Raw genomic sequence first — 14,266 nt, 5'->3', positions numbered from 1 at the left:
TATGCGAAATCAATCTGGCAAAACAGCTTTGGTGGTTGAAGGAGGTGCCATGCGAGGTATTTTTGCTGCCGGTGTCCTCGATTCTTTCATGCAGAAAGCTTTTCTTCCGTTCGATATGCTTATTGGTGTATCTGCCGGGTCGATAAATGCTGCTGCATATCTGGCAAATCAGAAAGGGAGAAACTATAAGGTTTTTACCGATTACTCCTTAAGACCAGAGTATATCAGTTGGAAGAAATTCCTGAAAGGTGGCCATTTAATGGATTTGGATTGGTCTTGGGAGATTACTGGACGAGAATTGCCTATTGATCTTGATCTTCTTTTTTCAAAAAACATCGATTTTGAGATTGGAATTACCCTGAATAAAGATGGTAGCTCTAAGTTCATTAAAGCTATTCCAGGGAATTTGAGTGATGTGATGAAGGCCAGTTGTTCTGTTCCATTGTTCTACAGAAATTTTCTTAAAGTTGATGGCGAAACCGTAGCAGATGGTGGTGTGTCTGCACCAATTCCTGTTGATCGAGCCATTAAGAGAGGGGCTACAAAAATAATGGTAATCCGTTCGCGAAAAGCAGATTTCAGAATGAAAAATGGTGGTGAAAATATGTTGTCTCGATTTTTATTCAGAAAACATCCTGGCTTAGCAAAGGCAATCCAAATGCGTCCAGATATCTACAATCAAAGTATAGAATTGATAAAAAATCCTCCCAAAGGGGTCGAAATTATTGATATTTGCCCGGCAGATTCTTTTGCAACCAAGCGATTTACTACCAATATAGATGTCTTAAATAAAGATTATCTTTTGGGAAAAGTGCAAGGATTGGAAGCCATTAAAAAGTGGTAGATTTTGGTTGTCGCTTATTAACATGCGAAGGGATATTATAACAGTATTACCACAATACAAGTCTCATTCTTTTGTCCGTTTGATTTTATTTTTCCAAAAAAATTATAGCCGTAGCATATGGCTATGCATCAATTTTTTTGACCTGACAAAACTTAAAAATCTCAAAACAAATTAAAATCAGTTCTTAAATATTTGTTAATATTTAGATTTTGGCTTAAACCTTTTCTTACTTTACTTGTCAATTCTTCTGTAACAAGTCGAATAAGTTTCTTTTCATCGGGTAAATGTTAATAAATGTCTAAAAACATAGATCTTTAGGTCTTTGTCTAATAAGGAATAGTAAGTTTATTGGAGCAAAAGAAAACTAACCAACTTACAAATGAACAAATTAGCACTATTACTTGGCTTCATATGCCTTGCCTTATTTTCAAAAGCAGTAGAACCTATCATAAAACCAGAAATTCATGGAGGAGTGATCAAAGGTGTGGTAAAAGATCAGGCCTTGGAATTGCCGGTAGAGTATGCAACGGTATCCATCTATACCATGTCCGATTCTACATTAATTGACGGCACCATAACTGACAGTAAGGGAGCATTTGAAATAAAAAAGCTGAAAACGGGAAGCTATTTTGTCGAAGTTTCGTTTATAGGTTATAATAGAGCAGTAGTTACAAATATTCCGATTAGTAAAAAACGAAAGCACATCGACCTTAAAACGATAAGTCTGCGTCAGGCAAGTGAATCGCTTAACGAGGTTACAGTAACGAGCGAGCGTTTGCCTGTGAAATATCAAATTGATAAGAAAATTATACCAGTAAGCAGACAAATTACTGCGGCTAGTGGTAATGCTGTTGATGTATTGGAAAATGTACCTTCTGTTAATGTTGATATTGAAGGAAATGTTAGCCTAAGGGGAAGTTCTAATTTTACTGTGCTGGTAGACGGAAAACCTTCTATACTCGACGCTGCTGATATCCTGGAGCAAATGCCTGCCAGTATGATTGAGAATATCGAAATCATTACCAACCCTTCTGCCAAGTACGATCCTGAGGGAACAGCCGGTATTATTAACGTGGTAACCAAGAAAAATAAACAATCAGGATTAACGGGAGTTATCAATCTTAATACAGGTAGTCATGAAAACAATAGTGCCGATTTTCTTTTAAACCTCAGGAAGAAGAAGTGGAATTTTAATTTCGGATTAGATTACAGTAAAAGAGGGTTTAAAGGAAGCTCAGAGTCTGAAAACAGAACAGAAGTGCAGGGTCTAACAAACTTCTTGTTGTCGGGTGGAGATACAGAGCGATACCGTGATGGATATGGTTTTAAAACGGGATTTGACTACGATATTAATGATAAAAATCAAATTTCTTTTGCTTTTAGATATGGAACACGGGATATGGAACGGAAGTCTTTTCTTGATTACGAAGAATATACCGAAAGCGAGCCCTCGGTATTCTATGATAGCAGAGATCGCTGGAAAAGAGAAATGAATTTTATCAATTCGAGTTTGTCTTATACTAAAAAGTTTAGCGGTAAAGACCATCAGTGGTTTACGCAGTTTAGCCTTTCAAGAAGAACCAGTGGTGATGAGGAATCGATAAATGCCTTAATTGATGACAAGGGCGTGCAAACAGCAGGGCAAAGATCCACGGAGGAAGGGCCTGGACAAAGAATTGAAATTCGTTCTGACTATACTCTTCCTTTGGGCGAGGAAAGAAAATTGGAATTTGGGTATCAAGGCCAAATTCGTTCAAGTGAAGTAGATACCAAAAGATTTGAATACAATACATCAACAGCTGATTATGAATATCAGGATTTATACAGTAATAATGTGAACTACGATCGTCAGGTTCATGGTTTATATGCAACCTTTGCTGATAAGCTTGGAATTATAGTTTATCAAGTAGGATTTAGAACAGAAAATACCAATAGAGAAGTTGATTATAGTGGTGAGACTGAAAAGTTTAAAATCAACCGATGGGATTTCTTTCCAACCATTCATACTCAATTGGATTTAGGTTCTAGAAATCAGTTGATGGCAAGTTATACAAGAAGAATCGACAGACCGCGGGGTTATTATTTAGAACCTTTTATTACTTGGACTGATGCTTATAATGTGCGCCAAGGTAATCCTGATTTAGATCCTGAATATATCGACTCCTATGAGTTGGGCTATATGAAAAGGTTTGGCGATCAGGCCATATCTGTAGAGTCATACTATAAGCTTACCCGCAATAAAGTAGAGAGAATTAGAACGGTTTATGATGAAAATGTAATGTTGAGTAGTGTAGCCAATGTTGGTAAAGATTATTCTTTGGGTATTGAAGCCACTTTGAATTTAACTTTTGCTAAATGGTTTAAAAATGATTTGATTGGTAATGTGTATCATTACAAATCGGAAGGAAATTTTGAAACAGAAAATGCATTTGGTGAAAACGTAACTCAGGACTATTCAACTGAAAGCTTTAATTGGAGTCTTCGGAATAACTCTACTATTATTTTCGACAAGAGAACACGCTTGCAAATGAATATCAACTATCAATCGCCAACTGATTGGGCGCAAGGAGAACGTGCCGGATATTTAACAACCTCATTAGCATTAAAGAGAGAATTCTTTAAAAGAAAACTATCCGCAACTTTCCAATTGAGAGATGTATTGGGAACATTTAAGCACGAAACAAAGTACATGGGTGAAGGATTCTACAACTTTAACAAGTTTGAAATGAATTCGCCTGTTTTCAGAATCAACCTAAGTTATAAGATCAACAACTACAAGCAAAAGCGTGGTCGTAGTTCACAAAATGGTGTTGATGTTGAGGAGTTTGAAATGTAGCCAAATGTAATTGCTATAACTGTATGTTCTAATTTGACTTAATGCTGCAACTTAATCTGGTTTTGATATAAGATTTTGTGCAAGACCAGATTCTGGTTTATAATTTTTATAAGCTATGCAGCATTTCTTTTATGCCAATGCGATTAACCAGAGCTCGATTAAAATTCTTGAATAAGTGATCTGAATACAAAAAAATCCATCCAACTTTTAATTGTTACTACGAATGCTGTAAGGCTTCTTTTAAAAAGGGGAATAAAGAATGAATCTGTATGGCTACGTTGCTCATAAATAATTTAACAGAAATAGCCAATAGAATAATGCCAAATACTTTTCGAAGTATGTGTATACCGCCATCGCCTAAAATTTTCTCAACCCAATTGGTCGATTTTAAAACCAAGTAAACAAATGCAAGGTTTAAAAAGATCGCAACAACAATATTTTCTACGGCATATTCAGCTCGTAAAGCCAATACTGTGGTAAAGGAGCCTGCACCTGCAATTAAGGGAAAAGCAATGGGGACTATGGAAACTCCGCTTGGTCCATCGTATTTTATAATTTCGATTCCCATAACCATTTCTGCACCCATAATAAATAGAATGATAGAACCAGCTATGGCAAAACTAGATATATCTACGCCAAAGATGCCTAATAGTTTTTCACCCAGAAATGTAAAGATTATTAATACAGATAAAGCTACCAGACTTGCTTTTAAAGCTTCAATTTGTCCGCCCTTTTTCTTTAAATCTAATATAATTGGGATAGATCCGATAATATCAATAACAGCGAAAAGTACCATAGAAGCGGAAACAATCTCAAGGAAATTTAGATTCATTGCAATAGAGTTTTATTGGATTTATAACAAAACGTTAACAGTAAGCTTCGATTATTTTAATTGATAAGTTGCCTAAGTGAATTACCTGTAATTTACGTATGCTTGTTAAAAATTATACAAATTCGATTGTGTTGTGAAATAATAATTGTTAGGCGAAGATATATTTTTTTTACAATTCTCGGATATAAAGAAAGAGTTTTCAAACGAAAACTCTTCTATCTAAACGATATTCTTATTTATCATTTAACTCTTCTTCCGGAATAAAATTCAAGGAAATACTATTAACGCAATGTCTGGTGTTCTTTTTGGTAAAGCCTTCTCCTAAAAATACGTGTCCCAAATGACCATCACAGTTTGCACAAACAATTTCTGTTCTTCTTCCATCGGCATCTGGAATTCTTTTTACAGCGCCTTCTATTTCATCATCGAAACTAGGCCAACCACAATGCGAATCAAACTTATCGGATGATTTATAAAGGGCAGCATTACACTGCTTACATGTATAAATGCCTTTAGCTTTGTTATGCAGATGCTTTCCAGTGCCCGGATATTCTGTTCCTTTGTGTATAATTACTCTTTTTTCAGCTTCAGTTAGCTTATTGTACTTATCTTTTGTCATGGCTTTTTGTGCATTTAAATGGAGATAAGTAAATATAAATAAACCTGTTAATATTAATATTCTTTTCATGTTGTTTTTGTTTGTTTTCTATTGTTGATACTTACCTATTTTATTTATCACATCAATTATTAATTCTGGTTTCGACCATGGTACGAAATGATTGAGGTCATCAAGTAATATGGTATTAATGTCTTTGTGATGTCTTTTGTAATAATTTAATGTTTGATATGGAACAAGGATGTCTTTTTTTCCCTGGATGTATGTTGTTGGAACCATAATTTTTGAGAGATACTTTTCATTTTTTATAAGGCATTCAGAAAGAGATAACATTTCCTTATTACTGCTTTTTAGAAAGTTAGGTATTACTCTTTGTTGGATTCCTCCTGTAGAGATAATGTTATACCACTTGGGCTCCTGAAATTCCGGAGATAAACATGGAGCTATATATATGGCATGTTTTACCTTTTCTGGATAGTTAATCAGTAACTGTTCCAAAACTGCACCTCCGAATGAATGGCCAATAATTATAAATCTTTCACCAGGTTTGGCGTAATGATCCAAAATTTTGTTTGTTAACCTTGCCTGATTAGAGAGATTTTTCATAGCAGGTACACTTGTTTTGCCATAACCCGGTCGATCGAATGAAATCAAGCAGAAATTATTAATGAGTACAGAATCAGAGAGAATATTTTTGAAATCAAACCAATAACCAGGAGATCCATGTATAAAAAGAATTTTTGGAGAAGACAGATTGCCTATATGTTTACTGTGTATTTGATAATCGCCAAAATTTATAAAAGCTGTACAAGCATTTATTCCTTTAGCTTTTAATTCAGCATCTGCTTTACTAGAATTAAAGGCAGGTCTCATTTTATGAACAAGAAAAACTGTTGTACTAGCTACTAGTACAACAGTTAAGCTCATAATAACAAATACTTTCTTAATATTTTTATTCATCTCCCCATTATAAATCAGACCTAATTAAATAAATACTTTTTGGTCTGAAATGCAATAGCGAGAATGTTATAAAATCTTAAAATATTGCTATAAAAAAATTACTGTAGATGCTTGTTGATAATTTTAATTAAAACATCTTTTTTAACTGGTTTGGCGATATAATCATCACAGCCATTATCCAGTGATTTTTTCTTGTCTCCTAATAGTGCAAAAGCAGTTTGAGCAATGATAGGTAAATTCGGTCTTATTTTTTTGATTTCTTTCGTTGCTTCGTATCCGTTCATCAGTGGCATTTTAATATCCATTAAAACCAAATCAATTTTTTGATTGTTTTCACAGATTTCAATAGCTTCAACACCATTATTAGCAACAATTACTTTGCATTTAATTTGGTTCAGTAATTCTTCAAAGTAGATACGATTAAACTCCTCATCCTCTACTACTAGGATAGTTTTATTTTTAACTTTATTCATTTTAGATCCCCTTAATTCAACTTCTAAAATAAGTTTTTTGCTTGACGAAATGAAATTATATTAAAATTTTCTATAATATTTTGAACTGAAACAACTTTTATGCTCTAAAAGCTACATTATTGATGATTATTGCGAGTTGATATACAATGGATGAGAGTTCACACTTTAAGTGTTAACTTGAAGCTGAATATTTATACTGATACAGGTTTTATTCTAAAATGAGTTTTAATTGTTTGGAGAATTTTGAGTTTAGTCAAGGTACAAAATAGTGGCATAGCCATTATTGCTACTGCGATTTTTTTTAAGAAATAACAAACCCCAAAAGGCAAAAGAATAAAGAAATGGATAATGCTATCGTGAGATTAACGAATTGAGATCTTATAAAAATCGTGTTTATTGATGTTGCAATAAAGATTTCAGTTTTACTCAAGATTGGCTTAAAAAAACTGAAAGAATGTCGGGATATTTTGAAGAATTTTTAAAGTAAAGATTGGTTGAATTTGCCTTTTCAAAGAATGTAACAGCTTTTGGTATAAATTTCCTCAAATCCCCTGGTAATATCCCGATATTCCTTCGGTAATTTGAGGAAATTTCTATTCAAAATCAGTGCAAACTGTGACAATATTTTTAATTGCACTCAGGCTTAACAATTCATGTTACTTGGTTAGGATTCTTGAGATTAAAAACTTTGTATCCTCTACGGCTATCAGTCCGTGCATTTGTCCTTGTTCAAATGAAAAAAAATCATCTTTCTCGACTGTGTAAATGCGATCTTCAATATCGAATTTTAGTTTACCTTTTATTAAATAGAGACCGGCATTGGCAGGAGCAGGTTGAGGAGGAACTTTCATTCCTTTTTCAACACTAACAATTAGGCTTTCAAACTTTGAATTTGAATAAACCTGATCTTTCTGAAGTTTTGAGATTTCAACTTTTGAGGATATTCTTTTTTGTAACATTTGGTTTGATTTAAGTTTCTTTTTTTGAAAAAAGGTATTTTACTTTATTGGAATTCAAAGTACACTAAAATATAAAAGGAAGAACGAAAAGTAATACTACTTCTTTTAAATTATTTATCTAATAATAGTATCATTTAATAATGCTTATTTTAGCCTTTAAATATACTCTATTCATAAAAAATACGTAAGATATATCTTAAAACTTGAATGCAAATTCTATTCAAAGCATATTTTTGTATAGCAGAACTAATTTTCTTTGATTTTGTATTACTGATCAATAAATTACTCTATGAATAAACGACTTGTTGTCTTTTTCATTTTATTTTTTTTCCTTATACTGATTGGAAAAAGTCAGTCGGATGGAAAAACAGTAAATCAGCTGTTTTCTGAAAAGAAGATTGCGGCTGAGATACAAAAATTAACTAATGAATGTTGGCGACTAAGAGTTTCTAATTCTGATTCTGCACTTTTATTGGGGGAAAAAGCTTTAGATCTGGCTTTACAATACAATATTCAAAAAGAGCTTCCAAAAATATATGGCTTTATAGGAGTAATTCAATTGCATTATTTGTATCAAACAAAGCAATCTATTCCTAATCTCAAAAATTCGCTAAAGTTCAGTTTGCAACAAAAAGATTCTATCCAACTAGCTTATGCATACAATAACTTGGGTGATTTGTACTTAATGACAGGAAATGTAGCACTTTCACTAAGATATTCTCAGCGCTCTGTAAATTTATTTGAAAAGTTAAATCACTCTCCTGGAAAATCGTATTCTTATGTTAATATTGGACTGGTTCATAGAGAAAACAAGGAGTTTGATCTTGCATTGGAGTATTTTAGAAAGGCTTTGAATATATGGAAAGATTCCAGGAATGACATTGGAATTGGTGCGGTAAATACAGAAATTGCTCGAACCTATGAGATCTTGGGAGATTTGGATGTTGCCATGGACTATTATCAGAAATCATATGTTTATGGATTAAATCCCGGAAAATTTAGATACTTATCGGTCTGTTTGAATGGAATAGCTAATATTTATTATAAGCGAAAAGCATTTGATAAAGCACTGGAATATTATTTGAAGGCACTTTATCAAAACCGGAAACAGAATCATGATTTTGGAAGTGTGCACAATAATATTGGTATTGCACTGGTTAAGGCTCAAAAAAGAAATAAAAAAGAAGGAGAAAAGTATCTGGATTTGGCCATGAGTACAGCTCTCAAATTAGGTGTTAATAAGCAAATAATAGAAGTTTCAAAGTCTTACATTGATTTTTACAAAATATTAGGAGACTATAAAAATGCCACTTTAAGTTCTGAGAATTTTCATTTCTTATACGATTCGCTATTATCTGCACAGCAGTTTGAAATTATTAATGAAATGGAGCGGAGTTTCGAAGCTCGAAATGAATTATTGCATGCGGAACAAGAGTTAAAAACCAATAAGTTATTAGAACAAAATTTGGTCATTGTAATATTCTTCATGGTCGCTATAATTGGTGTAATGATTTGGAGGTATCGCACAAACAGAAGTCTTAATAAGAAACTTGAAGAAATGAATCAGACCAAGGATAAGATGTTTTCTGTGATATCTCATGATTTAAAAAATCCGTTTAATTCATTAATAGGTTTTAGTGAATTGTTGCTTGCGGAAATTGAAAAGAAGGATTTTGAGAAATCTAAACGATTTGCCAAGTATTTGAATCAAGCTGCTGTTGAGGGATTAAAATTGCTCACTAGTCTTTTGCATTGGTCATTATCTCAATCTGGTAAAATTCAGTTTAATCCCCAGGAAATAGAGTTTAATGATATCATTACAGAATTGAATGAGTTTTACGATGCGGAATTAACTCAATATAATATAGAATTACAGATAAAGAATAGTGTAGGTTGCGTTCAAGTCGATCCCAATATTATTAGAATTGTTTTAATGAATTTAATTTCAAATGCGATAAAGTATACAGAATCGAATGGTTTGATTAGTTTAAATGCTTCACAAAATTCCCAAAATGTAACAATTAAGATTCAAGATTCAGGAATTGGTATGTCTAAATCATTAGTTAATGAATTGTTTACTGAAAAATCATTCACCCAAAGCAAAACGGGTTTGAGAGGAGAGCAGGGCACAGGACTGGGATTGAGCGTGGTTCATGAGCTTGTTCATATTCATAAAGGAAGCATTAAGGTAGAAAGTTGTGAAGGACGTGGTACTACTTTTGAATTAAAATTTCCTTGCAATGCGACATCAAACTAGAAACATTTATTTAATTGTAGAATAAAATTCAGGTGGTCTTCTGTGCAAGGTGTTTTGCTCATAAGAGTAAGCCAGCTGTATTAACTTTTCTTCGGAAAAAGCCTCAGCAAAGAATGAAATACCAATCGGTAAACTATGTATAAAGCCTGAAGGAACGCTTATGTTTGGATAGCCGGACACAGCTGCAGGTTGACTGCTTCCGCCTCCATAATTATCGCCATTAACCAGATCAATACTCCAAGCCGGACCATTTGTAGGAGCAATTAAAGCATCTACTTTATATTTTTTCAATGTGAAATCAATTCCTTCTTTGCCCGATAATCTTTTACATTTTTCTAGTGCGTCTTTGTATTCTTGTTCATTTAAATCACCTTTTTGATTCGCCATTTTCATAATTTCCTGTCCAAACCAAGGCATTTCCAAACCTTTATATTGCTCATTAAAATTTATGACGTCGTTTAGGCTTTTAACAATTGGGAATTTACATTTTTTTAGGTATTTGTTTAGATCGTTTTTGAATTCATACAACAGAATCTGGTACTCTTCGTTTCCGTATTTGTCATGGTTTTCCAGTTCAACATCAATTACTGCAGCACCTGCTTTTTTAATATCATCAATAGCTTGTTCCATAATTTTATCAACTTCGGAATGGAATCCCATAAATTTTCTAACAATTCCGATTCGTTTCCCTTTTAAGGCATGCTTGTTCAAGTTAGATGCATAATTTACAGCTTTATTGTTATCATTAAGGGTAATTACATCTTCACGATCTTGTCCTGTAATGGCAGTCAATAAGAATGCTGCATCAGCAACTGTTCGAGCCATAGAGCCCGCTGTGTCCTGAGAATGCGCAATTGGAATAATTCCTGTTCTGCTAACCAAACCCAGTGTTGGTTTGATGCCTACAATTCCATTATGGCCAGAGGGGCAAACAATAGAACCATCGGTTTCCGTTCCAATGGCAGCAACACATAAATTAGCAGCAACGGCAACTCCAGATCCTGAGCTCGATCCACATGGAGAACGATCAATAACATATGGATTATGAGTTTGACCGCCTCTGCCACTCCAACCGCTTGACGATCGTGAACTTCTAAAATTGGCCCATTCGCTTAAATTGGTCTTAGCCAGAATTAGTGCTCCTGATTTTCGAAGTTTTTTTACAATAAAAGCATCATCTGATGCAAAATTACCTTCAAGAGCAAAAGAACCAGCTGTTGTCATCATTTTATCTGATGTATCGATGTTATCTTTAATCATAATAGGAATACCATGCAGAATACCTCTTAATTTGCCAATTTTTCTTTCTTCATCAAGTTGTCTTGCAAGTGGCAATGCATCAGGATTGATTGACATCACAGATCTTAAGCCGGGGCCATTTCTATCTATCTGTTCAATTCTATCCAGAAATGCAATTACGAGTTCTTCACAGCTTACTTCGCCATTTTCCATCATTTTTTGTAATTCAGAGATGGTTTTCTCATTAAAAGGAAAGTTGTTAAAGTTAGGATGTTCTGCTTTTACTAGATTTGACTCTCTCACGTTGCAAGCAGAAATTCCCAAGCCTGAAAACATAGTTGCAGCAATAGCAGATAACGATAAAAAATGGCGACGTTTCATATAACTCCTTTTTAGACTATTAGTTTTGGAAAAATATTGCAGAAAAGAATTTCGGAATTCACTTTAAAGTGTTTAATGTATTTGATTAGGACAATAAATGTATTAAAAAAAGAATAACTTCAAGATTAACAGGGGAAAAATCTCTAAGACTTTAAATTGAATGTAAATATGCGCTTAATCTCATACCATTGGGTGTTTTAGATAAGCGAGCTTAGAACCAGTAATTATGCAAATTAAACTAAGACTAAGTTCTTTAAGGCAATTTTATTTTTTATATCTTGCGAAAGGGTAAAAAGCAAATAACCCTATCTGTTAGGTGTTAGTAATTGCTCAAATCTTAAGACAAAAAAATGGAAAACATTAGTCAGTTTACATTTCCTTCTTTGTTCGAAAGAACGATTCAGAAGTTTGGAGATTGCAATGCAATGGCATTAGTGGGAGAAGAGCCATTATCATACAAAGAAGTTGATTCTACAATCAAATCATTAATATCATTTTACGAAAGATTGGGCATTAAGCCAGGTGATAGGGTTGCCCTTTTGAGTACAAATATGCCCAATTGGGGAATTGCATACTATGCAACTGTTTTTATGGGAGCAGTAGTTGTTCCGATGCTACCTGATTTTAGTGTTGGTGAAATTGAGAATATTCTACATCATTCGGAAGCTAAAGTTGTATTGGTTTCGAATGGATTGCTATCAAAACTGGAAAGTATAGATACCGAATCACTTCAATATAAAATCTCAATAGAAGATTACTCATTAATTGGAGAGCGGGCAGATGTTGGTTTTGATACTTCGGTTCAATCAGAGATGAATTATTTGGTGGAAGAAAATGATCTGGCAGCAATTATCTATACCTCTGGAACAACAGGAAGCTCAAAAGGAGTGATGTTATCTCACAAGAACATTTGTTCCAATGCGGTTAGAGCAAAAACGATTCATCCTATCGATGAAACTGATCGATTTCTATCCATTCTTCCTTTATCGCACACTTACGAAAATACTTTAGGTTATGTAATTCCGATGATAGCCGGGTCTTGTATTTACTATCTGGGTAAAACACCTGTTCCATCATTGTTGATTTCTGCTTTAAAGGAGGTTAAGCCTACAGTAATGTTTGCTGTGCCATTGATTATAGAAAAAATTTACCAAGGAAAAGTACTTCCTTCAATTAACGCAAAGGCAATTACAAAATTCTTGTACAAGTTACCTTTCTTTAGAAAAAGATTAAATGCAATTGCAGGTAAGAAGCTCTTGCAGACTTTTGGTGGGGAACTTACTTTCTTTGGCATTGGTGGAGCTAAGTTAAATTCGAATGTTGAGAAATTTTTGCGCGAAGCAAAGTTTCCATATGCAATTGGTTATGGATTAACCGAAACCGCACCTTTGATAGCTGGAATAGGACCTTCTGAAACAAAATTTCAATCAACGGGACCAGCATTAAAGGGAGTTGAACTAAAAATTCATAATCCTGATCCTATCACTAAAATTGGTGAAGTTTGGGTCAAAGGAGATAATGTAATGTTAGGTTATTACAAAGAACCAGAGAAGAGCAGGGAAGTATTAAGTGATGATGCTTGGTTTAAAACCGGTGATTTGGCTAAAATGGATAAGGATAACTATCTGTACATTGAAGGTAGATTGAAGAACATGATTGTTGGAGCAAGTGGTGAAAACATTTATCCTGAAGAAATAGAATCGGTGATTAATAACTTTAAGCATGTTGTAGAATCCATTGTAGTGGAGAAAAAAGGAAAATTGGTTGCCATGGTTCATTTTAACTACGAAGAGCTGGAGCAACAGTATAAGCATTTAAAAAAAGAAGTAGAAGACTATGTAGATCATACTATTGATGAACTAACTGCCGAATTACAAGCATACGTAAACTCTCGAGTAAACAAATTTTCGCAGGTTCAAATGGTGGTCGCACATGTAGATCCTTTCCAGAAAACTGCTACTCATAAAATTAAAAGGTTTCTATACCATTAATATACTTCCCGCGAAGGGGATCAAGAAATTGAAAAAAAGAACGCAAAGTATAACCACTTTGCGTTCTTTTTTTACAATTGTTCTTTGCTAGTGTGAAGAGTGTTAATAAAACGAATTAAAGTTTTTGAAAATATTTTTCTTTTTACAAGGCAAGGTTTACAGGCATAGCCGTAGCTACGGCGAAAAAGCTTAACGCAGTAGAAAGGAAAATAGGTCAAAAAATTAGTTCGGGGAATTAGCATTCTTTACACTAGCTTTACATCAAACTTTTTCTTATTCCTCCATCGACCAACTATAAATTAGCGATGCATCACCTGTAAATTCCTTTTCTCGGTCTATCTCGGTTTGTGTTTCAAATTCATCTCCGAATCGCTCAAAGGCACTTACAAAACCAAAATCTCTATCCGGAACATTTTGAAGTATTTTTCCGACCAAGGAAACTGCTTTTTTTGATATTACCAACCAAGGCACCGTTGCTGCTCCAACAATATCCGTAACAATACCAAAAGCTTCACCTGCAATACCATTTTCAATATCTGATAATATTTCTCCCAAATCTCTTTGCGATTTTCGAGTATGGCGCAAATAAATATGTACGTTTAATTCTCTATCCTCAGGCATTTCTCTGCTCAGAATGTATAATCCTTCTGATCCTTCTTCATCGGTATCAAAAAAATATTCGTTTTCATGTCGTTTACTTAATTTGAATGGCTCCTGTGGAATGGTACTTACAATCATTTTATCTGTTTCTGTTGGATGATCTGCAACTACCACAAAGTATAATTTCCATCTCTTTTTTGGACGATAGATTCGAATTCCATCAATTTCAAGTCTTACTCTGCTCATAGTATAGGATTTTAAATTTATTGAATTAATAA

The 14,266-nt window shown here is 33.8% G+C and carries 11 protein-coding genes; 4 read left to right on the top strand and 7 right to left on the bottom strand.

Annotated features, from left to right (window positions below):
• Nucleotide 1 precedes the first annotated feature (1 nt).
• Nucleotides 2-844 (top strand): patatin-like phospholipase family protein, encoded by an 843-nt coding sequence (locus ACO05S_RS01430; RefSeq protein ID WP_421919766.1) that lies wholly within the window; start codon nt 2-4, stop codon nt 842-844.
• Between the two features lie 379 nt (nt 845-1,223).
• The gene (locus tag ACO05S_RS01425) at nt 1,224-3,680 is read left to right on the top strand and encodes a TonB-dependent receptor domain-containing protein (RefSeq protein WP_421919765.1); all 2,457 of its coding nucleotides are present in this window, start codon (nt 1,224-1,226) and stop codon (nt 3,678-3,680) included.
• 217 nt (nt 3,681-3,897) lie between these two features.
• Here ACO05S_RS01425 and ACO05S_RS01420 read toward each other — a convergent pair whose 3' ends face one another.
• The 5 genes from ACO05S_RS01420 to ACO05S_RS01400 form a co-directional block, all read right to left on the bottom strand.
• A complete protein-coding gene (locus tag ACO05S_RS01420) occupies nt 3,898-4,512 on the bottom strand; it encodes a MarC family protein (RefSeq protein WP_421919764.1) in 615 nt (204 codons plus the stop codon).
• Between the two features lie 232 nt (nt 4,513-4,744).
• Complete coding sequence (locus tag ACO05S_RS01415) at nt 4,745-5,200, bottom strand: methionine-R-sulfoxide reductase (RefSeq protein ID WP_421919763.1); 456 nt, start codon at nt 5,198-5,200, stop codon at nt 4,745-4,747.
• 18 nt (nt 5,201-5,218) lie between these two features.
• Nucleotides 5,219-6,088: an alpha/beta fold hydrolase gene (locus tag ACO05S_RS01410; protein WP_421919762.1), complete on the bottom strand. Its 870-nt coding sequence runs from the start codon at nt 6,086-6,088 to the stop codon at nt 5,219-5,221.
• A 98-nt stretch (nt 6,089-6,186) separates the two neighbouring features.
• Complete coding sequence (locus ACO05S_RS01405; protein WP_421919761.1) at nt 6,187-6,561, bottom strand: response regulator; 375 nt, start codon at nt 6,559-6,561, stop codon at nt 6,187-6,189.
• Nucleotides 6,562-7,217: 656 nt separating this feature from the next.
• Nucleotides 7,218-7,520, bottom strand: coding sequence for a cupin domain-containing protein (locus tag ACO05S_RS01400; RefSeq protein ID WP_421919760.1), 303 nt, complete (start codon nt 7,518-7,520; stop codon nt 7,218-7,220).
• A gap of 289 nt (nt 7,521-7,809) precedes the next feature.
• Between ACO05S_RS01400 and ACO05S_RS01395 the strand changes: the two genes are divergently transcribed.
• Nucleotides 7,810-9,777, top strand: a complete 1,968-nt coding sequence (locus ACO05S_RS01395; RefSeq protein ID WP_421919759.1) for a tetratricopeptide repeat-containing sensor histidine kinase — start codon at nt 7,810-7,812, stop codon at nt 9,775-9,777.
• Nucleotides 9,778-9,783: 6 nt separating this feature from the next.
• Here ACO05S_RS01395 and ACO05S_RS01390 read toward each other — a convergent pair whose 3' ends face one another.
• The gene (locus tag ACO05S_RS01390; RefSeq protein ID WP_421919758.1) at nt 9,784-11,397 is read right to left on the bottom strand and encodes an amidase; all 1,614 of its coding nucleotides are present in this window, start codon (nt 11,395-11,397) and stop codon (nt 9,784-9,786) included.
• 350 nt (nt 11,398-11,747) lie between these two features.
• On the opposite strand from ACO05S_RS01390, the gene ACO05S_RS01385 reads away from it, so the two are divergent.
• Nucleotides 11,748-13,388 carry an AMP-binding protein gene (locus ACO05S_RS01385; RefSeq protein ID WP_421919757.1) on the top strand — a complete coding sequence of 547 codons (1,641 nt, stop codon included), beginning with the start codon at nt 11,748-11,750 and terminating at the stop codon, nt 13,386-13,388.
• Nucleotides 13,389-13,661: 273 nt separating this feature from the next.
• On the opposite strand, the gene ACO05S_RS01380 is transcribed toward ACO05S_RS01385, so the two are convergent.
• On the bottom strand, nt 13,662-14,234 hold the full coding sequence (locus tag ACO05S_RS01380) for a hypothetical protein (RefSeq protein ID WP_421919756.1): 573 nt from the start codon (nt 14,232-14,234) through the stop codon (nt 13,662-13,664).
• Between the last annotated feature and the right edge of the window lie 32 nt (nt 14,235-14,266).

The organism is Marinifilum sp., assembly GCF_965230805.1.
GTDB lineage: Bacteria > Bacteroidota > Bacteroidia > Bacteroidales > Marinifilaceae > Marinifilum.
This window is presented reverse-complemented; position numbering and strand designations above follow the sequence as displayed.